The sequence below is a fragment of the Paenibacillus sp. FSL K6-1566 genome, assembly GCF_038050475.1.
Lineage (GTDB): Bacteria > Bacillota > Bacilli > Paenibacillales > Paenibacillaceae > Paenibacillus_AQ > Paenibacillus_AQ lactis.
The window spans coordinates 1,485,556-1,511,134 of sequence record NZ_JBBOSR010000001.1 but is presented as its reverse complement, the minus strand read 5'-3'; the positions used below and the strand labels follow the sequence as shown (position 1 = coordinate 1,511,134).

The 25,579-nt window shown below is 53.1% G+C and carries 18 protein-coding genes and 2 pseudogenes; 3 read left to right on the top strand and 17 right to left on the bottom strand.

All coding sequences use genetic code 11. The features are described from left to right. Positions 1–302 precede the first annotated feature (302 nt). From NST08_RS06385 to NST08_RS06370, 4 genes are all read right to left on the bottom strand, one after another. The gene (locus NST08_RS06385) at positions 303–2,381 is read right to left on the bottom strand and encodes a stalk domain-containing protein (RefSeq protein ID WP_050954068.1); all 2,079 of its coding nucleotides are present in this window, start codon (positions 2,379–2,381) and stop codon (positions 303–305) included. A 2-nt stretch (positions 2,382–2,383) separates the two neighbouring features. Then, the gene (locus NST08_RS06380) at positions 2,384–3,589 is read right to left on the bottom strand and encodes a sensor histidine kinase (protein WP_376773072.1); all 1,206 of its coding nucleotides are present in this window, start codon (positions 3,587–3,589) and stop codon (positions 2,384–2,386) included. A gap of 57 nt (positions 3,590–3,646) precedes the next feature. Then, positions 3,647–4,339: a response regulator transcription factor gene (locus tag NST08_RS06375; protein ID WP_007131586.1), complete on the bottom strand. Its 693-nt coding sequence runs from the start codon at positions 4,337–4,339 to the stop codon at positions 3,647–3,649. Positions 4,340–4,519: 180 nt separating this feature from the next. Beyond that, a complete protein-coding gene (locus tag NST08_RS06370; protein ID WP_007131585.1) occupies positions 4,520–5,701 on the bottom strand; it encodes an acyltransferase in 1,182 nt (393 codons plus the stop codon). A 536-nt stretch (positions 5,702–6,237) separates the two neighbouring features. Here NST08_RS06370 and NST08_RS06365 point away from each other — a divergent pair. Further along, positions 6,238–6,987: a class I SAM-dependent methyltransferase gene (locus tag NST08_RS06365; protein ID WP_007131584.1), complete on the top strand. Its 750-nt coding sequence runs from the start codon at positions 6,238–6,240 to the stop codon at positions 6,985–6,987. Between the two features lie 187 nt (positions 6,988–7,174). On the opposite strand, the gene NST08_RS06360 is transcribed toward NST08_RS06365, so the two are convergent. The 13 genes and pseudogenes from NST08_RS06360 to NST08_RS06300 all read right to left on the bottom strand — a co-directional run bounded on the left by NST08_RS06360 (position 7,175) and on the right by NST08_RS06300 (position 22,450). Next, positions 7,175–7,663, bottom strand: a complete 489-nt coding sequence (locus NST08_RS06360) for a cation:proton antiporter regulatory subunit (RefSeq protein ID WP_341341608.1) — start codon at positions 7,661–7,663, stop codon at positions 7,175–7,177. An 84-nt stretch (positions 7,664–7,747) separates the two neighbouring features. Next, positions 7,748–8,968 (bottom strand): cation:proton antiporter, encoded by a 1,221-nt coding sequence (locus tag NST08_RS06355; RefSeq protein ID WP_340901350.1) that lies wholly within the window; start codon positions 8,966–8,968, stop codon positions 7,748–7,750. A gap of 255 nt (positions 8,969–9,223) precedes the next feature. Continuing rightward, complete coding sequence (locus NST08_RS06350) at positions 9,224–9,478, bottom strand: response regulator transcription factor (RefSeq protein WP_341342616.1); 255 nt, start codon at positions 9,476–9,478, stop codon at positions 9,224–9,226. 21 nt (positions 9,479–9,499) lie between these two features. Continuing rightward, positions 9,500–9,805, bottom strand: a pseudogene (locus NST08_RS06345) (response regulator); the annotation flags it as partial. A gap of 21 nt (positions 9,806–9,826) precedes the next feature. Further along, positions 9,827–10,942, bottom strand: a pseudogene (locus tag NST08_RS06340) (histidine kinase); the annotation flags it as partial. Positions 10,943–11,066: 124 nt separating this feature from the next. After that, a complete protein-coding gene (locus NST08_RS06335; RefSeq protein WP_007131579.1) occupies positions 11,067–12,143 on the bottom strand; it encodes a fatty acid desaturase in 1,077 nt (358 codons plus the stop codon). Positions 12,144–12,323: 180 nt separating this feature from the next. Next, on the bottom strand, positions 12,324–13,316 hold the full coding sequence (locus NST08_RS06330; RefSeq protein WP_028406907.1) for a Gfo/Idh/MocA family protein: 993 nt from the start codon (positions 13,314–13,316) through the stop codon (positions 12,324–12,326). A gap of 21 nt (positions 13,317–13,337) precedes the next feature. Beyond that, on the bottom strand, positions 13,338–13,796 hold the full coding sequence (locus NST08_RS06325) for an acyl-CoA thioesterase (protein ID WP_007131577.1): 459 nt from the start codon (positions 13,794–13,796) through the stop codon (positions 13,338–13,340). A gap of 693 nt (positions 13,797–14,489) precedes the next feature. Then, positions 14,490–15,485, bottom strand: coding sequence for an ABC transporter permease subunit (locus NST08_RS06320; protein ID WP_144871036.1), 996 nt, complete (start codon positions 15,483–15,485; stop codon positions 14,490–14,492). Next, positions 15,482–16,972 (bottom strand): sugar ABC transporter ATP-binding protein, encoded by a 1,491-nt coding sequence (locus NST08_RS06315; protein ID WP_341341607.1) that lies wholly within the window; start codon positions 16,970–16,972, stop codon positions 15,482–15,484. The genes NST08_RS06320 and NST08_RS06315 overlap by 4 nt, the downstream gene beginning before the upstream one ends. Positions 16,973–17,113: 141 nt before the next feature. After that, positions 17,114–18,235 carry a sugar ABC transporter substrate-binding protein gene (locus tag NST08_RS06310; protein WP_341341606.1) on the bottom strand — a complete coding sequence of 374 codons (1,122 nt, stop codon included), beginning with the start codon at positions 18,233–18,235 and terminating at the stop codon, positions 17,114–17,116. Between the two features lie 1,157 nt (positions 18,236–19,392). Continuing rightward, a complete protein-coding gene (locus NST08_RS06305; RefSeq protein WP_007131573.1) occupies positions 19,393–20,028 on the bottom strand; it encodes an SGNH/GDSL hydrolase family protein in 636 nt (211 codons plus the stop codon). Between the two features lie 679 nt (positions 20,029–20,707). After that, positions 20,708–22,450: an ABC transporter ATP-binding protein gene (locus NST08_RS06300; RefSeq protein ID WP_007131572.1), complete on the bottom strand. Its 1,743-nt coding sequence runs from the start codon at positions 22,448–22,450 to the stop codon at positions 20,708–20,710. Between the two features lie 134 nt (positions 22,451–22,584). Here NST08_RS06300 and NST08_RS06295 point away from each other — a divergent pair, with 134 nt between their 5' ends. Together NST08_RS06295 and NST08_RS06290 are read left to right on the top strand one after the other, a co-directional pair. Further along, on the top strand, positions 22,585–24,027 hold the full coding sequence (locus NST08_RS06295; RefSeq protein ID WP_007131571.1) for an ABC transporter permease: 1,443 nt from the start codon (positions 22,585–22,587) through the stop codon (positions 24,025–24,027). 13 nt (positions 24,028–24,040) lie between these two features. Beyond that, positions 24,041–25,549: an ABC transporter permease gene (locus NST08_RS06290; RefSeq protein ID WP_007131570.1), complete on the top strand. Its 1,509-nt coding sequence runs from the start codon at positions 24,041–24,043 to the stop codon at positions 25,547–25,549. Positions 25,550–25,579 lie beyond the last annotated feature (30 nt).

The following is a 25,579-nucleotide window of genomic DNA, read 5'->3' as shown; positions in this document are numbered from 1 at the left end:
AGTCGCCGGCAGATCTTAAGAAGCGCTTAAAGGTTGCTGAATAAATGGAGCCGCTTGGCAAGATCATGTTAAGGATGGAGGATAAAAGACAACCAACGGGCTATGGGTCCCGCTGTTTCTCCAACAGAGGCCCAAAGTCGATGCCGGGATGCGGAGGCATCAGGGAGCAGGATTGGAAATGAGACCGGGAACGAGAAAGTTCACACCGGCCCAGGAAAGATGGTCAAGGCTCTCTGTCCGACCATCTTACTGCCGAACCGACGAAAAAAAGCCCCCTATCAAGGGGGCGTTCACGAGCTTCATCAATCGTGTTGCTCAGGCAGCGGCATAAACAGCATATGCACCGGCAGGTTGCTGCCCGACGCGGGAATGAAGCCGATTCGAACGGTCTCCTCCTGCGCTCCGGTCCGGTACAGGACGCCGGCTTCGGATGAATTTTTCAAAATGCTGCCGCTTGTCATCTGCACCACTTCGCCGTTCACGAGCAGGGCGCCCGCATAATGCCCGCCACGCGCATTCAGCGCGACCAGGGTATTCGGCGCTACTTTCAGGCTCATCGAATAGAGCACGCCGGTGTTGCCAATATTCTTCTCGGCTTCGCCGGTAACGGCATCCACGCCTTCCAAATACCCGTCGAGCGAAGGATCCCCGAGCACAAGCCGCTGCGGGCTTTCGCCGACGACGCCGTCGACCTGGACCTCCCGGTCTGCGCCGGTAAACGTTCCGCGTACATGCTTGCCGTCCCGCGGAAGCACCGGCAGCTCTTTGAGCGCGGCCACCGGATCGCGCGATGGGTCGACCGCAACGACGGACAGCTTGATGTCGCCCTCGAGCTCCAGATCCGCGTAGATGGTCCGGACCTGGCTCGGCTTCAACGGAAGCTTCGTCCATTCCTGCAGCAGCACGGCCGATTCACCGGCCGGAATGTGTACCGTATCCGATATTCCGCCGGAGCTCAAGGCTTCCAAATAGCGGGTCACCGCCGCCTTTCCGCTCGTGGATACATACTGGGCCGGGCCGCCGATCCCGGCCGCGCCCACCTTGACCGAAGCAGCGGAGTTACCAGGGTTGGTAGCGATCAGGTAGACGTTCAAGTCCTTCTTCGAGCGGTTCTGATTATGAATATTAATCCGCACGTTGCCGGTTAGCGTATCCTCATAAGCAATGCCCTCTTCCGTTAAATGCTCCGGGCTGTTGCTGCGTATAAACTGCTGGCTTTCGTCCGGGGTGACTGAATAAGAAATTTCGTCCATCATCAGTACAGATGCGCCGTCGATATCGAATTTATTACCCATGGGGGTATATAAACGATCATACTGCTCCTTCGTGTACAGCCATTCATCCACCACGTTCACCGTCTTGCGGACCGAGGCCGATACGCCTTCGCTGTTTATCACTTCCAGCGTGACTTCATGCTCGCCGGGTGTGAAGAATGCCGGCTCATTTCCCTTCCACGTTTCCTTCACGATCTTATATTTCGGATCATGACTCGTATTTCGGTAGACCACCGGCTCGCCCAGACGGTATTCTATCTTGTCCGTCGTGAAGTCGGCAACAGGAGGTGAAGCTGCCGTCAATCGCTTGCCCCAGGTTAACGTAACTTTGTTACCTGTCACCGCAAGACTGCTTCCCGTCAGCTTGGCCCAGCTCCGGACGGGCACCATCATGCTCCCCCGGTATGTAGTAGCAGGCGCATCCATTCGAACCGTCGATCCATCCTTACGGACCGCCGAGCTTCCGTTCTTGAACCGCCACTCTCCTTCGCTTCCCTTTACGACAGCCTCTTTGGTCTTCGCGTCATAAGACAAGCCCCAGCCGTACAGCTTGGCCATCGTGCTGACCGGCACATAGCTGTACCCCTTTCGGATCATCATCTTCTGCGCGGCGGCTACCGGCTTCCCATTGAATATATAAGAAGCGGATCCCGTAGATATTACCAGCTTGTTGCCTTGCGTCTCCGTGCCTTGCGTTAAAGCTTCCGCCCCAGCGGAAGAGCCTGCGGGTTGTACTGCGTCGCTCGAGGCATCCGTCCCGGCCGAAGCTGCATCTTGCCCATCTTGAGCTGCCTGCCCGACCGAAGCTGCACTTGGATCCTCTTGATCTGCGGCCCCAGCCGAAGCTGCGTCTTGCCCCTCTTGGGCTGCCTTCTCACCCGAAGCTGCACCTTGCCCCTCTTGGGCTGCCTTCTCACCCGAAGCTGTGCCTTGCCACTCTTGAGCAACAGCCCCTGCAGAAGCTGCGCTCTGCTTCTCCTGGACTGCTGCCCCGCTAACCGGCTCAGCGCCGGCAACCCCGCCCCAAGACGAGGCGGTCAAGAGCGGAACGGCCAGCATGACTGCTGCCAGCCGCTTCCGCCCCGGTTCGTATACGTTCTTCATCATTGTCATCTCCCTTTTGTTTCTTGATTGGCTTTCGCTTTGGGAAACCGCGTCGCGAAGGTTGTGCTCTGGCGATCGCTGCGCACCGAGATTTCGCCGCCCTGGACCTCGACAATGCTTTTCGTGATTGCGAGACCTAGGCCGGTTCCGCCTGTCTGCTTCGAACGCGAGCTCTCCACACGGTAGAAGCGGTCGAAGATGAACGGCAAGTCCCGTTCGGGAATCGGCTCGCCGTAATTCGTGAAGCTGACCAGGACGAAGCCGTCCACCTCCCAAACTGCAATATCAACAGCTCCGCCTGAGGCGCCATACCGGATCGCGTTGGACATCAAATTCTCGTAAGCGCGAACGAGCTGGCTGCCGTCAGCCATAATCGTGAGCCCATCCTCGGCCTCAAGCCGGCATTCCATACCCGATTTTTCCAAAGCCGGAACCGACTCCTCGATCAGCTGCCGGATGAATTGCGCCATATCGATCTCCTGCACCTCGAGCGGCAATCCGTTGTTGATCCGCGTATATTCGAATAAATCATCGATCAGCCTCTTCAGGTTTTGCGCCTTCTCGTAGGCGATATTCACGTAATATCGAAGCTCAACTTCATCCTGGTAGCGATCCTCCTCAATCACTTCCAGAAACCCCAGGATCGACGTCAGCGGCGTCCGCAGGTCATGGGAAACGCCGGTGATCAGATCGTTCTTCGTCTTCTCGGCACGGCGCTCCTCCAGTATCGATTGATACAGCTGCTTGCTCATCTGATTGATGCTGGCCGCCACCTCGCCGAGCTGGCTTCCGGGATGCTCCGGGATTTCGGTATCGAAATTGCCCTTGGCGATTTCCCGGAGACCGCGCGTAATTTCTTCGAGGTAAACATTCAATTCGTCGGCCATTCGGTTGATGCCCTCGGCTACACGGCCCAGCTCGTCCCGGGAAGAGAGGTCGATTTTATAATCGAAGCGGCCGCTGACGACCTCCTGCAGGCCGGTTTCGATCTTCGCCAGATCGCGGACGAACCACTTCGTGCTCATGTAATAGCTGACGAAGAACAGGATCATGCCAACCACAATCATAACCGGCTCCGACCCGATATTGTTGACCACCCAGGCCAAGGGAACGTTCAGCGTTGGAACCGTCAGGATCAGGGAACTTAAAGCATAGAGCGTAACCAGCAGGGCTGCCGTTATGCCGATGCTTGCAAGCAGCATAAGCAGCATTTTGATGCGGATGTTATCCGGCTGTATTCTTCTCAAATTAGTCACCTCTGCTATAGTCTACTCGATTTTGTACCCGATCCCCCAAACCGTTTTAATATATTGCGGATGCTGCGGGTCCTTCTCGATCTTCTCGCGCAGCTTGCGAATATGTACCATGACGGTATTCTTTGATTCCATGAACGGTTCGTTCCATACTTCCGTATAGATCTTGTCCATGCTGAGCACGAGCCCCCGATTGATCGCCAGCATATGCAGCAAATCAAATTCCCTTGGCGTCAGCTTGACCTCTTCGCCCGCCACCGTGACCCGGTGGGAAGCGGCGTTGATGATCAGCTCGTCGATTTGGATTTCGTTCTCATTCCGGGCGGTGCTGCTGTTCAGCTGTTTATACCTCCGAAGCTGGGATTTGATGCGGGCAATCAGCTCCAGCGGGCTGAAGGGCTTAGTGACATAGTCGTCCGCCCCGATGCTGAGCCCTGCGATTTTATCGATCTCCTGGCTTTTCGCCGACAGCATGATGATCGGAGTGTTGTTCTCCTCCCGGATTTTCATGCATGCCTGAATGCCGTCCATCTTCGGCATCATGACGTCCAGAATAATCAAGTCCACCTTATGCGTCTTCAAAATCTCCAGCGCTTCAATTCCGCTGTTGGCGGTAAGCAGCGTATAGCCTTCATTCTTCACATAGATTTCCATCAGTTTAATAATTTCGACTTCATCGTCGACCATCAGTATGGTTACTCCAGACATGGCCCCTCCTATAAAAATGCTGCAGCCTTATGCCCCGTGTCTTTCAGGACAGTCCCGCACAGGCCCTAAGTTGTTGTTTGTATGCCACCATGCTACCACATGCGCGCTGCCGTCGCACTTCCCCAGGGTTCCGCCTTCCTGCGCAGCACCTGTACCGCTGCCGGTAAGCATCGCGCAGCACTATCTGGATAACGGCACTCCCTGCTGCTCTTGCCGTCTCCGGCTTTTCTCTGTTTTTGGCACATTCCCGAATACGAGCCACGAGGCAGGAAGATATCGGACCGTCAACTCCACGACAAGCCACGAGCAGAACAGTGCAGCCAAGAAGCCGCCCGCATACCAAGCATGGGTCAGGACAGAATTACCCGTGGATAGCGGGAATTGCCGATAAACCAGCAGGAAAAACGGATGAATCAGATAGATCCCGAAGGATACCGCGCCCAGCCGCTCCAGCGCTGGGGTCAAGCCCCCCTTGAAGGTTCGGTACACGATCGACGCCAGCTGAAGCAGCACAATCGCCCCCAAATACGTATGCGCATTCCACATCAGCTCGTACAGCGTCGAATTGTACGCCGTCCCGTATAAACGGTTCGTGTAATAAATGTACACATGCCCAAGCCCGCAAGCCGCCCAGCTCAGCCACAGCAGGATCCATGAAACGGTGCGGACCGGCGTGGCGTTCGAGCGGCTAACTACCAGCCAAGCCTTCAGCTTCGGATAATAAATGCCGACGAAGGCCCCCAGCATGAAGTATGCGATATACGTCAGCGCCCAGCTTCCCTTATTCGGCACCTGCCAGTAATATTTGTTCAGAAACACGAAAGCCCACTGGATCGCCAGGCCGATCGGGATGGCCCACTTCGTAAGCTGCGGCACTTTTTTAAACAGCCACCAAGCAAGCGGAAACAGCACATAGAACTGAATGCTGATGAATACGAAATACAGATGCGTGTAGGCTTTGCCCGTCACCAGCTTGGTGAAGAAGCTTTCAACCGTATCCGCCAGCGATCGGTCCGGGTAGTACAGGAAGTGCAGCAGACCGAAATAGAAGATGGAGAACAGCGTGTACGGGATGATGATATACAGCAGTCTTTTCTTATAAAACCCGCCGATCCGCTGCCTGGTCATCGGCTGGCTGTAGTAGTTGTAGAATAGGACCAGGCTGCTCAAAAAGATAAATGTCGGTGTCCCGTATTTCATGAAGATATTCATGAAATTGTAGAGAAAAAAGTACTGGGATTCCTTCATGGCCGATACCGCATACGACGTCGAGTGGACGGACAGCACGCCGATAATCGCGAATGCGCGCACGAGCTGCAGTTCAGGCAGGCGCTCCCTTTGGGTTGCAATGCTTTTGTTCATAACTATACCTCTCATTTTCATCCGGATTTTTCTCTGTGGCCGATTCGGATTCACACAGTATACATGACAGTTCTTAACGCGAGGCTTCCAAGTTCTTAACAATTACTTAAGATTTTGGGTTCGCACCTCTTATGTATTTCGGCTTGTTCCCGGCAAATTCCTTGGCGTACAATGAATATAACCTTTTTTAAAAATCGGGGTGAATGGAATGTCGATCCCAAACGTTCGAAGTAGACGGCATGGGCAGGAGTAGAACCGGGCTTGGCAGCCAAGGGCTGGTCAAGGGTATCTGCCTAATTAAGGCTAAAACAGCTATGCTGGCCTTGCAAGCATATCTTCGCCTATTTCTTATATAGCCGGATGACCCGACTGGTGGATATGCCCTTATTCACTGCTAAAAAAGAAGTCTTCCGCATGCACCCGCCTGCCGGACGATAACAATCCGGGCACGCCATGACCCGGTATCCGCTCCTCCTAAGGCGAATGTGACCAACAGCAAGCGTCCAATATTCTCCTGACGAAAGGTGGAGCTAACCATGAATTCACAATCTTACGAGCATTTTTATGATGCGATCGGGGCCATCAACGGCTGGGACTTCAGCCAAGTCCGATGCATAAGCGAAGGCGCGGCATGGGATTTCTACGATACGGTGCGGCAAGCGTGCCGGAAAACCGATTGTCTGCTGGATATCGGAACCGGGGGCGGGGAGAATGCATTGTCTATCGCGTCCTCCCTCGCCTTCCTGATCGGGATCGATCTTTCCCGCCCCATGATCGAGGCGGCGAGCCGGAACCAGCGCCGGGCTTCGGTGACGAACGCGCGCTTTATCCCGATGAACGCCGATCGGCTGGAATTCCCGGCAGGGCTGTTCAATCTGGTCTCCTGCAGGCATGCACCATTCTCTGCCGCGGAAGCGGCCAGGGTATTAACCGATGACGGCGTACTCATCACCCAGCAAGTGAGAGAATCCGATAAGTCGAACCTGAAGAAGGCCTTCGGCAGAGGGCAAGCCTTAGACCAGGAAGACGGCGCCTTAAGGGATCGCTATATCGCAGAGTTACGGGAAGCAGGCTTTCGCGATGTACAATATGCCGAGTACGATGCTGCCGAATATTATGAACGCGACGAGGATCTGCTCTTTCTGCTGAAGCATACGCCGATCATTCCGGGCTTCGGGGAGGATGAGCAGGATTACCGCATTTTGCAGCAGTTCATCGATGAGTTCCGCGAAGCGCGCGGCATTCGGACGAACGCCGCCCGGTTTATGATCATTGCCAGGAAGTGAGGTGCGGCTCTGGGCAGCATGTCTACTACGGAAGCGCGGTAGATTTGAATTCGAGCATTACGCCAAATTCGCTCCTCGCTTGGTTCACGCCTCTATTTAATAGACGACTTATAACAAAAAAAGTCTGCCTCAAGGTCCATTGCCCTGGGACAGACTTTTTCATAAATAGCAGCACGTATGCTTCTAACTAGCCGTTCACGAGCAGCTCCTTCAGCTGCTTGATCTGCTTCCGCTCGCCGGCCAGAACCAGCGTTGAGCCAGCCGTCAAAATATCGCTCGGCCCCGGATTGATCTTCTGTTCATTCCGCTTCACAATCGCCAGCACGTTGGCGCCGGTTCTCTGGCGAACCTCCAGCTCGGCGATCGTCTTATCGACGCATTTGTAATGCGGCTCGATACGCGCCCACTCGATGATCAGATCCTCAAGCGTAACCTCGATCGTCTCCAGCGCCTTCGGCTTGTAGGTCATGCCGCCGATAATACCGGCAATTTGACGAGCCTCATCGTCCTCCAGCGTGATTTGGGAAATCGTCTCATCGGCGTTGTCATCTTCAAAATGGTACATTTCTCTGCGGCCGTCATCGTGGATAACGACAACCAATTTATCCCCTGATCTCGCCTGGATCACAAACTTCTTCCCGATACCCGGCAGGTCCGATTCGCGAATAATACTCATCTGTAAATCCTCCGTTCTGGGTTCATTCAATCTCTTGATTATATAGACTCCTTGGCAGAAAGTAAATCGGCTTGGTTCATCTTCTTAGACATTCTTCTTCTTCTCTTTCTTTACGGGGTCGGTCCATTTGAATATTTTATTCATTCCATGGTACATAAGCTTCGATTCTTTTGCAAACAGCGGACCCAGAATCGCCAGAATCAGGACATACAGCGCGGAGAAAGGCTTAAGCACCGCCGCCAAGCCTCCAGCCAAACCCAGGTTGGCCACGATAATGGTAAACTCCCCGCGGGCCATAATGGTAAGGCCGATGTTCAGAGACGACTTATGCTGCAATCCGGCCTTCCGTCCGGCAATCATGCCGGCCACGATATTGCTGACGATTGTCAAAATAACCGCTCCAAGCGCCAGCCAGATCGCATCTCCCAGTGTGGTCGGATCAATGCTGAGGCCAAAGCTGAAGAAGAAGATTGCTCCAAAGAAATCACGAAACGGAATCACCAGATGCTCAATGCGTTCACTATGCTCCGTCTCCGATAAGGCAAGCCCGAACAGCAAAGCGCCGATCGCTTCGGCCACATGCAGCGTTTCGGAAAATCCGGCAATAAAGAACATCGCCGAGAACACGACGATAATAAAAATCTCACTCGACGTAATATTAAGCAGCCGATTAAGAATCGGAGGCCCTTTTCTCGCGATAACAAAAAACAACAGCATGTACGCGATGGATATGAGGACCGAAAGGACCGTCCCGCCAACCGTCGTGGATCCGCCAAGCAGCAGCCCGGACATAATCGATAAGAACACCGCCAGGAAAATATCATCAAACAGGATAATCCCGAGAATCAGCTCGGTTTCCGCATTCCCGGTCCGGCGCAAATCCACCAGCACCTTGGCGACGATCGCACTGGAGGACACCGACAGCATCCCTGCAATAATGAGCGTCTCATAGAAAGACATTTGAACCAGAAAGCCGTAAGCCAGGCCCAGAACAAAGTTCAACAGCACATAGATGGAGCCGCCGACGACGATATTGCGGCCGGATTTGATTAGTTTCTGAACGGAAAACTCGAGACCCAAATAAAATAGCAAAAACAATATCCCCATCTGTCCCAGAAAATGAATGATTTCCTGGCTTTCGATAAACCGGAAGTCCAGAATCCCGAGCTTAGGCGCATGCGGTCCGACCAGCATTCCAAGCACAATCAGAAACGGGATGATGGAAAACCTCAGTTTACCTGCAATGATGGAAGCAATCGCTACCAGCAGCAGCGCTGTTCCGACTTCAAATACGATATGGTCCATAGCTGTAGTTCCTTCCTTCTGCCCAATCATAATAACGGATCGAACATCCATTTCAGCTGCTTTCGGCAGATCGTCATTAGCATCTACATTATTTCCAACTAACGAAGCAATATCCAAAATGGTATGGGGAGACAAACCGAGCAACAGGAATCTGTATGGATCGAGCCTGACCAGACAAGCATCTAGGTTTCATATGCAAAAAAAAGATGCCCCCCGGCTGTCCGGAAGCGCATCGCTTGAATATCGTTATGTTGTTTATTTGAACCAGCCTTTTTCTTTGAACCGCGTAATGGCTTCGATCCGGTTGCTCACGCCGAGCTTATCCAGAATGACCGAAATATAATTTCGGACGGTGCCCGTCGTAATAAACAGCTGGCTTGCAATCTCCTTCGTGTTCTTGCCGTCGGCGATCAGGCCTAGCACTTCCTTCTCGCGCTCGGTGAGCGGGTTCTCCTCACCGCTATAGGCTTCATCCACAAGCTCCGAAGCATAAATCCGCCTTCCGGCCATAATGCTTCGAATCGACGTGGCCAGCTCCCCGCTTGGCGTATCCTTCAGCAAGTAGGCATTGGCTCCCGCCTTTAATGCCCGTTCGAAATATCCGGGTCTCGCAAAAGTCGTAAGGATCATGATTTTGCAGCCGCTATCCTTGATCGCCTCCGCCGCTTCAAGGCCGTTCATGAGCGGCATTTCGATATCCATAATGCATATATCCGGCTTATGGATCCGGACAAGCTCTACCGCTTCCTTCCCCGTTCCTGCCGTTCCGACCACCTGCATATCCGGTTCAAGATCAAGCAGCGAGGCTAGCGCGCCAAGCAGCAGCCGTTGATCCTCGGCGATGACGATTCGGATCATCTCCGACATTCTGTGAACGCTCGGGACCCGAATAATGAGCGTTGTCCCTTCGCCCGACACAATCTCCAGGCTTCCATTGACGAATTCCAGACGTTCTCTCATTCCACGAAGCCCGTTGCCGGGATGGACAGCATGCCCCATAATGCCCGTTCCATTATCCTTTACCCTGACGATAAGCTCCGTCTCGGTCTGCTCCATCGAAATGGTGCAGACCGTTGCATTGCTGTGCTTTACAATATTGTTGACCGCCTCTTTCAGGCACATGCTGATGACGTTCTCATTCATTAACGAGATATTGTCCGGCGTGGTTGTACCTTCTAGTGTCAGTTCAATCTGCGCTGCCTTCAATATCTGCTGAATCCGGAACATCTCATCTGCAATTCGGGTGCCTCTCATCCTGGTCACCATCTCGCGGACCTCCGTTAAGGCGGTTCGGGCAGTCTGCTGCACATCGTCGATTTCGGCCTTTGCCCTATCCGGATCCTGTGTGATCAGCCTGCCCGCCAGATCGCTCTTCAAGCCGATTAACGACAGCTTCTGCCCCAGCGTATCATGCAGATCCCTTGCAATCCGCTGCCGTTCCTCCAGCTTCACCAGCTCCGAAATCCGTTTGTTCGCATCTTCCAGCTGCCCCTGCAGACGGTCGTTCTTGTTGCGGTTATAGTTGGTGACCGGAAGCAGGATGACCCCGACAACGCTGACGAGCACGAACGGCAATTGCGTAATGAAGAGCGGGTTTCTTGTCAGCAGGCCGTAGTTGACAGTAATGAGCGTCGTCAGCAGATGAATGGAATACAGCGTAATGAACCCGACTTTATGTTTAATATTCCCGATAAAAAATGCGAGAAACAGCGAGAAATATACGTAACCGAACAGAAGGGACATCGTGATCGATATGAGAATCTGCAAACTTGTCCAGAAATATACGAGCCAGCCCTTCGACAAGAAGGACAGCACGTAGAATAGAAAGAACATGCCGATCATCAAGATGCCCATAACGATCTGGTAGGTGGAGGTCGACCGGAAGATGAAATAGAACGGCAGAATATAAAAGACGACCCATACATAAGGGCTCAGCCCCGTGCTTCTATGAAAAATCTGATACCATTTTTGCATGAAGTCCCACCTTTTAGTAACCGCCGATTAGGTCAATTTCATCTTCCGTATACCTTTCCCTTGCCTGAGCGGGGCGTCGTGCCCCCGTAACATCCTCTATCCTTATTCTTACCCTGAATCCAAGCTAAGATTTACTCTGCACGACCGTTCTACCCTTGATCGCGCTGACCTCCGGAACGGAAGCCGATCCTTGCGGCTTGCGCAGCAGCGCCTTGGCCTCCTTGAAGGTAACAAACACTTTCCGCTCTTCATCCCATAATCGGAAGCTGATCGATTTGAAGCTCGTTTTTAAAGTGATGGTCGTTGCCTTCTGAAGAGGCGGAGAAGCTTCATGCGCTTTTTCCAGATTGTAATTCGGAACCTTGGGACTTAGATGATGGACGTGGTGAAATCCGATATTACCGGTAATCCATTGCAGCGGGCGCGGCAGCTTGTAATACGAGCTTCCCTCCACCGCCGCATTGACGAAGCTCCATTCTTCATCATGCTCATAATAGGTGTCCTCGAATTGATGCTGAACGTAGAACAGCCAAATGCCCAGCATGCCCGAAAGAAGGAAAATCGGTGCCTGGATCAGAAGGAATGCCTGCCATCCGGTCGCCCAGCACAGCAGAGCGTATAGCACGAGAATCGATCCGTTCGTAATGTACGTGTTCAGCTTCTCCTTGCGCCCGGCTGCCTTTCGGTTGAAGCGGTAAGAGACGAGGAATACCCAGATCGGCCCGAGACCGAACATCACAAGCGGATTCCGGTAAATTCTGTAGGACAGCCTTTGCCACAGCGATGCATTGCGGTATTCTTCCACCGTCAGCACCCACATATCCCCGATTCCCCGTTTATCGAGATTGCTGCTCGTTGCATGATGGATCGAGTGGGTACTCTTCCATTGCTCATACGGGCACAGCGTCAGAATGCCGGTAATCGTGCCGAGAATCCGGTTGGCGCGGCGGCTCTTAAAGAACGATTGATGACAGCAGTCATGAAATATAATAAACGTCCGGACCACAAAGCCGGAAGCGATCAGCGTAATCGGAAGCGTCAGCCAATATGATACCGAAAGGCTCAGGTAAGCTGCATACCAGAGCAGTATCAACGGAATCAGTGTATTCAACAGCTGGCGAATGCTCGCTTTGGTATCAATTACTTCGAAAGGAGTCATGTTTTTTTTCAAGCTGGACAATCTGTTATCGGGCTTAGCCATCGTTGTCTTCCCCCTCGTTTTAAGGCGCAAGGACGTTAGAAATGAATCGGTCACGCACTTGTCTTCTTTAATTATAGACAGTGGGAGGTGTGCACCGTAGTCATAAACGTCATTTCGAGGGGATGACAAATATCATATACCGCTTGGTTTTTGACTCGTTAGGCTAAGTTCGAGTCCCGCTCAACTCCGTGTATCCGCCGGGAACACGAGTCCGATCTGCCTTCTGGCCTCCTCCATGATTTCTGCAGTAATCAGAGAATTCGCCAGGGTGTTGACTGCGCTCTCCCTTTCCCCGCATTTTAGGAGATCGATGAATTCCCGCACTTCGTAATACATGGATTCGTGGGTCTGCAATTGGGTCACGTTCTCGATCGTCCCGTCCCGGTAATGAATCTTCACGTCATACGGCTGGTTGATCTTATCGATGATCATCGTCCCGATCTCGCCCTGGATTTCAGCCGGCGCGTAGGAATCACTGATTTTGGAGTGCATAATGACAGCGTCCATCTCAGGGTATGACAGAATCAAGCTTCCTTCCCCGTCCACCCCGGAGGAGAGCATATAGCCCGAAGCCTTCACGGTATCCGGCTTGCCGAACAGGGTAACCATCGGATAGAGACAGTAGATTCCCAGATCCATCAGCGATCCGTTGGAAAACTCGGGATTGAAGGCGTTCAATACAGTCCCCTGCTTAAAAGCATCATATCTCGAAGAATATTGGCAGTAGCTTGCAAAATAGCGCCGGATCGGGCCAAGCTTGTACAGATTGTCCCGCACCGTTTGAAAATTCGGCATCAAAGTGGACTTAAGCGCCTCCATCAGCAGAACGTTATTTCTTTTGGCGGCGTCGATCATGGCTTGAACCTCGCTTGCATTCGAGGCCATCGGCTTCTCGCACAGCACATGCTTGCCGTGATTCATGCACCGGATCGCCTGCTCCGCATGGTATGAATTCGGGCTTGCAATATATACGGCGTCGATTTCCGCTTCTCGCAGCATTTGATCGAGATCGGTGTACACATCGGGGTCTGCATATTTAGCCGCAAACGCCCGTCCCTTCTCCTCCGTGCGCGAATAAACCGCTGCGAGCAGAAACTCCTCCGCCTCCAGGGCTGCTTGAAGAAAACGCTCCGTTATCCAGTTTGTGCCGATGACGGCAAATCGGGTAGTCATCCTTATATCCCTTCCCTTCCTCTAGGTTCTTGTTCCTTCAAAAGCGAGAATCCGTTCCTTGGCCGCATCCGGTATCGGCGTACTCTTGCCGGTAGCCGTATCGATGAGCACGATCGTTCCCCGCCCGGCGGCTTTCAGCTCGCCGCGCACGACTACAGCGTAATGCACATCCATGGAGGAGCGCCCGATCTCAGCCACCTTGACGCGCAGCTTAAGCGGATCCTTCAAATACAGCTGCGCCAGGTACTGGCATTCCAAATCAGCCACAACCGATACATGCTTCTCGCTGAACAAATCCTCGGTTAAGCCCAAATGCTCGAAGTATTCAATCCGTCCCTGTTCAAAATACATGAAGTAGCTGACATTATTGACATGACCCAGCATGTCCGTCTCGCAGTAACGAATTTTGATTGGAATCTCGAAATGGAATGAATCGATCCAGGTTTGCGGATCGGGTTGTACAAAGGTTGGTTTTTTCATGATGAGTCCCCCTTCTATGTAATAAAGAAACCGCGGGTGCATTTGAACCGGATGTGGGCAAGACCATGCCGCTTGAATCGCCGTGCTCCGCGATATCTTGATCTGATGATTCGGGAAGAAATCCGTTTACAAGGGCAATCTCTGCCTTTTCTACGGATCGTTTACTCCCTTGCCTGCATCTCATTCTATTGTTCATCCGATCTGTCAGCCTTCTACAAGGATAATGAATGCGCGCCGGACCCGTCAACTGCCTTGTGGCTGCGAAAGCCGGAAGGTCTGCTAACCTACCGGCTTTTTCTCCAGGTCGCCAAGCTCTCTCCAGAACAAACAAAGAGGCAGCACGGGTTACCCGCGCTGCCTCTATCGCCATTTTCTTGATATATTAACTGTTTGATGCTCTGTTGCCTGTTGCTCTATTGCTCTGGTGCTATTGATCTGGTGCCTTTGCTCTCTGATACTCTGGTGCTCTGCTCACTCTGTTGCTATGGTGCATTTGTTGTTGCCTTGGTGCTCTGTTGCTATGGTGCCGTGTTACGCCGATTGCCATTTTGATTACTCTGAGGTTGTAATCGATGTTCTGTGAACTTTCTTTATAGCTCCGGGCTTCCTTCTCGAACATCGGAATGATCGTCTTGATGATCTCCTCGCCTGCTGCAACGGGCCGGTCAAGGAATGGAGCCGCCGCCTCGGACGTCACTTTCTCTTTCTGTAATAGGTCAGGGCCAGCGCAAGCGCCAACACGGAGCCCTTCACGATGTCCATGGCATAGTACGGCACGGACAGCATGATCAGCCCGTTTTGCAAAATTCCGATCAGCACAGCGCCGACGAATGTTCCAAGCGCATTCGGTTTTCCTGCCCCGAAGACGGAATAGCCGATAAATGCGGCGGCCACCGCGTCCATTAAGTACGGGCCGCCGGAGTTCACCTCAGCGGTCATGACGCGCGCACCCAGAATAATGCCGCCGATGGTCGCGAACAGTGCGGATACGAGGTATGCGATCAACCGATACCGGCTCACCGGGATGCCGGATAACGCCGCCGCTTCGCGATTGCCGCCGATCATGTACATATATCGCCCATGCTTCGTATAAGTCAGGAACAGGTGGACGGCCAGGACCACGAGCACCATGATGACGATGATCCATGGCACCTGCCCGATTTTTTCGAATGCCGCCGGTATTTTTCCTGTTGCAAAGTCGCCGCTCGGCATGATCATGTTTTGCGATATCGTTGCCCCCCGGGTATAGGTCATGGCCACTCCCTGGAAGATAAACATCGTAGCAAGGGTCATCAGCATATCGTCGATCTTGAAATTGATGACCAGGAAGGCATTGATTAAGCCAACCGCCAAGCAGATCAGCAGCGTAAGGCCGATACCGATGCCGATTTGCTGCCCGTGCCAGACGAACATGGAGATGACCAATGCATTGGCTAGGGTGGCCGTCGAGCCGACGGACAGGTCAAAGCCGCCAACCGATAAAGATACCGTTAATCCGACCGCAATGATCGTTACAATCGAAATCGAGCGGAGGATGTTAATGATATTGCTGGTGCTTAGGAAACTGTCGGCAACCGTGCCGAACACGAGAATGAGCACCGCGACCGTGATCAGCGTGCCGTATTTGTATAGAAAATCAAACGCGAAACTCGCCGCTGGCTTCTCCTTCAAAGGTTTTGCTGTATTCATGTCAACCCGCCTCCTGTGCAATAAAGCAAAATTTCCTCTTCCGTGGATGCCCGCGTATCCAGCTCTTTCGTAATCGCGCCGTCATACATGATGTACACCCGATCGGTAATGCCGACGATTTCCGACAGCTCGCTCGAGGCATATAGTACGGATTTGCCGCGTTTTGCCAGCTCCGCCACCAGTTGAAAGATGTCCCGCTTCGCGCCTACGTCAACGCCCTTCGTCGGCTCGTCAAAAATATACACATCCGCATCCGCCAGCAGCCACTTGCCGATCGCAACCTTCTGTTGGTTGCCGCCGGACAGGTTTTTCACCCTTGCCTTTTCATTCGGTGTCTTAATGCCAAGCTGGTCGATCATGTCCCTGGCGGCCTGTTTCTCTTTGCCGAAGCTGAGCCACGAGCCCCATTTGGTAAAGCGCGACAGCACAGAGGCCGTCAAATTGACGGATACCGGCTCCTCCACGAACACGCCTTCCCGGCGCCGTTCCTCGGGGACAAGCGCAATACCCTGACGCACGGCGTCGTGCGGCGAAGAGATGCGCAGCCGCTTACCGTTCAGGGATATCTCTCCCGTGGATGTGCTCGAAGCGCCGAACACTGCTCGGCACAGCTCGGTTTTTCCGGCGCCGACGAGGCCCGCCAGGCCTACGATCTCCCCTTTGCGGATATGGAAATCGACATGCTGGACTTTCCCCGGGTCATGGAAGCTGCGTGCCTCGAACGCTACCTGGCCGATCTCCCGTTCGATATGCGGAAACTGCTGCTCCATTTTGGCGCCAAGCATGTGCTCCACCACCTTCGGCTGAGCGATGTCCGCAATCCGCTGGCTTACGACATGCCGGCCGTCCCGCATGATGGTGATATCATCACAAATTTCATACAGCTCCGGAAGCCGGTGCGATATGAAAATGATGGCTACCCCGTCTTCCTTCAATTTTCGGACCAGCTTGAACAGCTGCTCGGTTTCGCTGTGGCTGAGCGGCGCCGTCGGCTCGTCCAGCACCAGAATCCGGCACTGCTTGGACACGGCTCTGGCGATCAGCACCATTTGCTTCTCCGCCAAGGTCAGCTCCGACACGAGCTTACGGCTCGGAACGCGGATGTTCATGCGTGCCAGCACAGCCTCTGCCTCTTGATGCAGCCCGTTCCAGCGAATAACCTGCCGGCCTCCCATATCATGGACCATCCGGTCGAGCATGATGTTCTCGCCGACCGACAGGTTCGGAATGAGCGCCGTATCCACCTCTTGATAGACGATCTGGATGCCCAGATCCTTCGCTTCCTTCGGGGACCTGATATTCACCTGGCGGCCATCCAGCCATATCTCCCCCTCATAATGGCTGTACGCGCCCGATAGAACCTTCATAAGCGTCGATTTACCGGCGCCGTTCGCACCGATCAGCGCATGCGCCGCTCCGGCGGCCGCCTGAAAATCAACAGCGTCAAGCGCCTTAACGCCCGGAAATGAAATCGATATTCGCTTCATTTGAAGTAAAGACGCCGCCCCAGCCTCCGTAGCCGGGCGTGTTCTAGTTGCCTCCAAACCGCTTCGCACATGTCCTCTTCCCTTCAAATAGGATAGAGCGCCCTTATCGAATGACCGATAAGAGCGCCTGTATGCCGTAGCTTATTTTCCGTTTGCTTCTTTAAGGGCCTTCATCCAATCTTCCTCGAACTCGGTGCTGGTGCCCCACTTAGGAATAATATTGGCCAGGTTCACCATATTGACCGCCTCGGAAGCTCCCTCCAGGCTGGAACGTTCAATCAGCACAGGCTCGAGGTTGTGGGTTTCCGGCGTTTCCTCGCCGGCAATCTTCTTGGCCAGCAGTCTGACGTTAACGGCTCCGATCATTTTCGGATCCACCGCCGCCGTCGCTATCCATGGGCTGTTCTCTTTCTGGATCAGCTCCAGGTCCGCGTTCGAAACGTCAATGCCGTAAATTTTGATCTCCGTGCGTCCCGCTTCCTCAAGCGCTCTCGCCGCGCCGATCGCAAATGCATCCCAGGTCGCGAAGATCGCGTCGATCTCGCCCTTCGGATATTTCGTCAGGATGGCGGATACGGCATTCTGCGTGTCGAGCGAGGTTTGGTTGCTTGCAACACCGAAGCGCTCCACCTCTTTGATGCCCGGATTGTTCTTCAACGTTTCTTGGTAAACCGCATTTCGGCGTACCATCGGCGGAAAACCGTCGACCCATAGGTACACAATGTTAGCGTCCGGCCCCTGCTCTTCCACCAGCTTGTCCAGCGCCAGCTTCGCCAGCTGCTCGTCGTCCTGCGAGGTCTGGGTCACGCCTTCAATTTCGCTAAGTTCCGGAAGGGAGTCAAAGGTAACGACCGGAATGCCCTTCGCGGAAATTTTCTTCACGTCTTCAACGGTTGCCGGATCGTCGCCGTGCGAAATGATGAAGCCGTCGTAATCGCTATCAATCGCCTGAGCGATCGCATCATGAAACTTCGCGGAGTCTCCGTTGGCGGAGAAGGTATCGACCTTGAATCCCAGCGCCTCCCCCTCCTGCTTCGCACCTGCCAAAAATTGCGCCGTGTGGTCATCGCCACCGATTTTGCGGACGACCATCAGCTTGACCGGATCCTTCTCGGCGATGCCTGCCGGCAGATTCTCCACCTTGTCCGAAAGCTTGCCGGCATTGCTGCCTCCGCCGCTGCCCGATTCGGCACAGCCTGTCAAGACGATGACGAATGCGAGCACGAGCGCCGTAAAACTGCGTACATGTTTACTTCCCCTCATGTTCTCTCTCCCCCTGTTTCCCCTAAAAAAGACTTTAATACAAGTAATCCTATAGGATTTAATGAGGAGCGTCAATACTTATTTTTTCGCGTTAAAGCTTTACAAGGGATAGGTGGTAAAAGGATGGCGTGAGAAAGGTGGTAGTCTAGTAAAATGGAGGGACAGAAATGTGGGACAGTAAAATGGTGGTGCCAACATGGTGCAAAAAAAACGGAGGGACAATTTACCTCCTTCTCCCGCCGCAAGTACCTAAAAGGAACTTGCTCCGCCCATCTACCACCATTCTCTCGCCACAGGTACCTAAAAGGGACTTGTTCCGCACAATTCACCTCATTCTCCCGCCACAAGTGCCTAAAAAGGACTTGTTTCGCCCATTTACCGCTGTTTCCCCACCACAGGTACCTAAAAGGGATTTGTTCCGCCTACTTACCACCGTTCTCTCACCACAGGTACCTAAAAGGGACTTGTTCCGCACAATTCACCTCATTCTCCCGCCACAAGTGCCTAAAAAGGACTTGTTTCGCCCATTTACCGCCGTTTCCCCACCACAGGTACCAAAAAGGGACTTGTTCCGCCCATCTACCACCATTCTCTCGCTACAGGTACCTAAAAGGGACTTGTTCCGCACAATTCACCTCATTCTCCCGCCACAAGTGCCTAAAAAGGACTTGTTTCGCCCATTTACCGCCGTTTCCCCACCACAGGTACCTAAAAGGGACTTGTTCCGTCTATTTACCACCGTTCTCTCACCACAGGTACTTAAAAGGGACTTGTTCCGCTAATTTACCGCCTTTCTCCCGCTACAGGTACTTAAAAGGGACTTGTTCCGCCTATTTACCGCCTTTCTCCCGCTACAGGTACTTAAAAGGGACTTGTTCCGCCTACTTACCGCCTTTCTCCCGCTACAGGTACTTAAAAGGGACTTGTTCCGCTAATTTACCGCCTTTCTCCCGCTACAGGTACTTAAAAGGGACTTGTTCCGCTAAAGTTACCTAATAAATAGCCAACCAGAAATTCCGGCTTGCCTAAAATACAAAAGGCTCCGGACGATACACAACCGCCCGCAGCCTTGTCACACCCCGAAAGTAAAAGCCAGCGCCAGCCAAATAAGGCGCCCGCCATACTCCCGCACCTCAAAGTTCTACGCTCATTCTAAATTAGCTAAGACGCACACCCATCGTTTCAAGCCACGCCTTCGCGATCAGGCCATGGCCCGCAGGAGACGGATGCACGCCGTCCGGCGCCCAGAAGGAAGCTTCGCGCCGCACCGCAGCGGCAGCAAACAACCCGTCCAGCGGCACCAGCAGTGCGCCGTATTCAGCAGCCAAGTCCCGCACCGCATGGATCTTCGGATCGAGGTCCTCGCGCCATGCTCTCCGATCCTCCGGATGCGGAAGCACGAACGGCTCGACCATAATGAGCTTCGCGTCCAGGGCCGACTTCGTCCGTTCGATCAGCTTCCGATATCCGTCCTTGAAGTCCTGCGTGCTGGTCGGATCCCCGCTATCATAACGGCGCCAGCAATCATTGATGCCTATGTAAATCGATACCCAATTCGGCTTCAAATCCAGGCAGTCCTCTTCCCAACGCGCATTCAAATCGACCACGCGGTTCCCGCTGATCCCTCTATTCAGAAAAGTCACGTTCATTTCAGGAAAGTTCATGCCAAACCACGAGTCGACGAGCAGCGGATACCCGTTACCCAGACTGTTCGGATTATTGCGGTCACGTCCGCAATCCGTAATGCTGTCTCCTTGGAAAAGTACAATATCTCCTTGCTGCAAACGATTCATTTCATGTTCCTCCTTCATAAGTGCGAAGCTGTTGTACGTACAATGGGAAATCTAGCAGGCTGTCACAGCCGGTGAGAACGCTTTACGTTTTATATATTTGTCATGCGGTCCGCAAACTCCTCTATTTTATGGCCCTCCTCAGGAGTTTTTTTCCACATCCCCAGCAGCTCTAGACCACCTTCATGTGATACCGAGCAACGATCGACGAAGGCCTTCCGCGGTCGCCGTTAAAGATACAATCTCAATACACCAAATCCCAAAGAATGCAATCAGGCATCACAAGAAATCGAGGGAAAGGCCGCGAAAATGCCACACCGGCGCTTCTCCCGATTACCAAATTCCCCACCAGCCCTAGATAGCCGCACAGCAACGCCGAGCCCTCGTAAGCAACTCTAATATAACGCAGGACAGACTGGCCACGCCGGGGCCCTCCTTAACCGCTTATTTAAGAGATTCACTTAACCGTTTATTCAAGAAATTCATCGGAGAAGCCTGCTCAATGAGCAGCTGCAGCACTTCATTATTAGTATTAAAAGATACGTAGCGTATATCAAAAAAGCCTCTCCCAGCAAAACCCGCCGGAAGAGGCTGTTCACGATTTATATGTTCACAAAATGCTGTTCACAAAAGCTGTTCACAAGAGCAATGCGCTCGAATGCCTCAGGAAACCCGCAAACCGTCAAGCCCCGGTCGGCATAGCCACCCAGTGGCCTTCCGAAACCTCCACCAGCTCCGAATGCTCCAGATTGTACTTATCCTCGCCGGTCCGCTCTTCGAGCATTACCCGCTTTTTCTTCGATTCGATCTTCGGATCAGGCACCGGAATCGCCGCCAGCAATGACTTCGTATACTCATGCTGCGGGTTGGAGTACAGCTCCTCGCTCTCCGCAAGCTCCACGATTTTCCCCATATACATCACCGCGACGCGGTCGCTGATATGCTTCACCATGGACAGGTCATGGGCAATGAACAGGTATGTCAGGCCCAATCGATGCTGGAGTTCCTCCAGCAGCTTCACGATCTGGGATTGAATCGACACATCCAGCGCCGACAAGGGCTCGTCGCAGACGATGAATTTCGGCTCTACCGCCAGCGCCCGGGCAATGCCGATCCGCTGACGCTGCCCGCCGGAAAACTCATGCGGATACCGCGTCGCGAACGCAGGATCCAGACCAACCATATCGAGCAGCTCCTCGACCCGCTTCTTGCGTTCCTGCTTGCTGCCGCTCAGCTTGTGGACATCCAGCGCTTCGCCGATAATATCAAGAACCTTAAGCCGTGGGTTCAGCGACGCATACGGATCCTGGAAGATCATCTGCATATGGCGCCGCATCGCCTTCATCTCCGAAGCCGACAGCCGGTTCACCGACATGCCCTGATATAGCACTTCGCCCCCCGTCGGCTGATGAAGACGCAGGATGGCTCGTCCCGTCGTCGATTTGCCGCTGCCGGACTCCCCGACAACGCCGAGCGTTTCACCCGCCTGGATATGGAAGCTGATATCGTTCACGGCCTTTAAAACCTTGCCTTTTCCCATGTCAAAATACTGCTTCAGCGACTTCACCTCAAGCAGCGGTCCCTTGTAATCCGTGCCGGGAACGATCAGAGGGGCCGGTTTCGGCTTCTTCTTCTCGTCCAGTCGAGGCAGCGCGTTGAGCAGCTTCAGGGTGTAGGGATGCTGAGGATTCTCGAAAATCTCCTCCGTCGTTCCCGTCTCGACAATAACGCCGTCCTTCATGACAACCACGCGGTCGCACATCCCGGCAACGACGCCGAGATCATGTGTAATTAAAATAATCGAGGAGCCGAAACGCTCCTGCATATTTTTCATCAAATTCAGGATCTGCGCCTGAATGGTTACATCGAGCGCCGTTGTCGGCTCATCGGCGATCAGCAGCGCCGGATGGCACGCCAGGGCGATGGCGATCATGACCCGCTGGCGCATGCCGCCGGAAAATTCGTGCGGGTACTGATTATACCGGGCTTCGCTGTTCGGGATGCCGACGAGCTTCAGCATCTCCAGCGCTTGCTGCTTCGCTTCCTGCTTGGACAGCTTCAGATGCTTCACCAAGCCTTCGGAGATTTGCTCGCCGATTCGAATGGTCGGATTGAGCGAGGTCATCGGATCCTGAAAAATCATGCCGATATCGCGCCCGCGGATACTCTCCATTTCCTTCTCCGTCTTCTCTGCCAGGTTTTGGCCGAGAAACAGGATTTCCCCATCCTTCATATAAGAAGGCGGGGATGGCAGAAGACGCATGATCGAGCGAGCGGTCACGCTTTTGCCGCTTCCGGACTCCCCAACGATGCCGAGCGTCTCTCCTTTACGCACCTCGAAGCTGACGCCGCGCACCGCATGGAATTCGGTATCCCGGGATTGAAAGGCGACGCTCAAATTTTTAACCTGTAAGATCGGTTCCAACTTCCTCACCTGCCATATGCATTATGTCATCGCGTAAGACGCTAATAATCTATTGACTTTTAATATATCTCAAAATAAAATATACTATATCGCTCGGAATAATGCAATTTAGAAACAAGGAGGAAAGACACCTTATGGGGGGGACGGAAGCAGCTAGAAGAGGCGGACTCATAGGTTCGATAAGCACCACTTATCATAAGATCCTTCTGAATCCTTCTTATAAATACTTACTATTATTATTGGGAGCACCCGTTAATCTCGTGGTCTTCCTCTTTTATTTGGTCCAGCGAAGGAAGGACGACTATACAGCCGCCGAGAACCGCATTCGCAGCGCGATGCTTGCATCCGGGTATTTGGAAGCCCTCCAGGCCGAGATTGCCCAGCAGCAGAAGCGCAAGCACGAGTTCTTCAAGCAGAAGATCAGCGAGCAGCAGCTCCAGCAGGAAGTTGAACGAATCGCACAGGCCCGGTTTAAGGAGGAGCTACGTGACCGGACGACCAAGGAGCTTCTATTAAATAATAAGAAGCGTTTGACCATGGCCGATACGTTCGACCGACTGATCGCCAATCCGTTATTCTTCATTATATCACTGATCCCGGGTCTGCTGATGTATATTCTTATATTTTTATATCGCAGTCCCTATCTGAAATATATTGTGGAACGGCTTGCGATGACGATTCTCGTCATCTTCGGGGTAGCGGTTCTCGTATTTACCATCCTGTACTTGTCGCCGTTCAATCCTGCAGCCAATATTTTAGGAGAGACGGCAACGCCGGAGCAGATCGCGGCCTTCAATAAAATGCACGGTCTCGATCAAGGCTATCTGACGCAGCTGTGGAACAACATCAAGGGCATTGCCTACTTCGATCTTGGCAAATCGTTCTCGGGCAACGAGGATATTACGAACAGCATCGCCCGAAAATTCCCGATCACGCTGACGCTGACCGTCATCTCGCTCATTATTGCGATTGCGATCGCGCTGCCGATCGGCATTATTTCGGCAACCAGACCGAACTCGTTCTTCGATTATACGTTCATGTTCGTTGCGCTGATCGGATTGTCTATCCCGAACTTTTGGCAAGGATTAATCCTTATCCTGAATTTCTCGATTAAGCTGCAGTGGCTGCCGGCAACCTTCAATCCGGAGAATTGGCTGTCCATCGTGATGCCGGTTATTGTGCTCGGTACGGGACTTACCGCTTCCGTTGCCAGAATGACGCGCTCCTCGACGCTTGAGGTCATCCATGAAGATTATATGATCACGGCCAGAGCGAAGGGACTCGGAAAACAGACGATTCTCATGAAGCATGCGGTCCGCAATGCCATTATTCCGATCATCACCGTCATTGGTCTTCAATTCGGGGGTATGATGGGCGGCTCGGCCGTTACGGAAAAAGTGTTCAACATTAGCGGTATCGGGAGCTACATCGTGGACAAGCAATTCATCCCTGATATACCGGCCATCATGGGCGGCGTCGTTTATACCGCCATCACCATATCGCTGGTGAACGTCATTATCGATATCTTGTACGCGTTCTTCGATCCACGGATCCGATCCAAGATGAAACAATACTAAAGCAGGTGTACTCATGATCAAGAAGCTACAATCTAAGCAAGGCACTGCACACCAGCTGAAATCATCACCGGAGTACCGTCAAGCCAGCTTCACATGGGTTATATCATTGACTCTGTCCGTGATCCTGCTGCTGAACAGCTTTGATTTCGCTGGAGGCGCCTTGAAGCCTTGGGTATTTACCGCCTTTGCTGCGTATGCCCTATTTACGATCGTTCAGATGATTATTACGCTCCTGATCCGGCGGGACCTTCTTCGGACCGGGGACATCAGGCGATCAACCCGATTGCTCGGATACATCCAGCTGCTAAGCATCATAACCGGGAATCTGTTTACCGTTACGTTCGGTTTTAACCTCGTCAAACAGCAGAAGCCTCCCGAGTACACCATTGCGGTGTACATGCTGCTAACCCAGCTCTATGTCATCGCTATCTCGGCGCTCAATTTGTTCAAGCCTTATGTATCGAACACTTTTCTACCGGCGATGTTCATCCTCGTCGTGGTTGCAATCCTTCAACTGATCGCACTGCTTTTGGTTGCTAAGTTCGTTACGAGCCACTATGCGCATCCGAAGCTTGTGTGGCTCGCGCTGCCGATTATTGTTACAGCGGCAACCGGCAACATTTTTGCACTGGTGCTCGGGATTAACCTGCTGGCAAAAATCCGCAAGAATGGCAATCCGGCGATGACGCGCTGGAGCGACGTATGGATCAAGCTGACTGCCAACTCGACGGCGATGGCCGGTTTGTTCTTTGTCATCTTTCTGTTCTGCCTGTCGGTATGCAGCGTATTCACCTTTGATTACAGCGTCGCGATCGACAACAATTACAGCGCGATCCTGCTGCCGCCTAGTCTGGAGTATCCGTTCGGCACCGACAATTTCGGGCGGGACTTATTCTCCCGGATCGTGTTCGGCGCACGAATCTCGCTGATCGTCGGATTCGCATCCACCCTCATCCCGGTGATTATCGGCGGGATCCTTGGAGCCATATCCGGCTATTACGGCCGTCAGACGGACAACATCATCATGCGGCTGCTTGACGTGCTGTATGCGATACCGGGCATCCTGCTCGCCATCGCGATCATCGCGGCATTCGGCGCGAATACGGTCAACCTTATTCTTGCGCTTAGCGTAGGGGCCATCCCGACGTATGCCCGAACGATGCGGGCGAATGTCATGCTTGTTTCCACATACGAATACGTGGATGCGGCCAGAGCCTTCGGCTCCAGCAATTTTTCGATTATTTTCAAGCATATCGTTCCGAATTCCCTTGCGCCTATGATCGTCAAATCGACGTTGACCATCGGTGCGGCGGTCATCTCGACAAGCAGTTTGAGTTACCTGGGCCTTGGGGTAGAGCCTCATATTCCGGAATGGGGAAATATCCTCAAAATCGGAAGCACGTATCTGGAGACCAACTCCTACCTGGCGATTTATCCGGGTCTTGCCATCATTGCCCTCGTGCTGTCCTTCAACTTTTTGGGGGACGGACTGCGGGATGCGCTCGATCCGAAGCTGGACTAGCCTGACGGCCTTAGCAGTACCCAATTAACG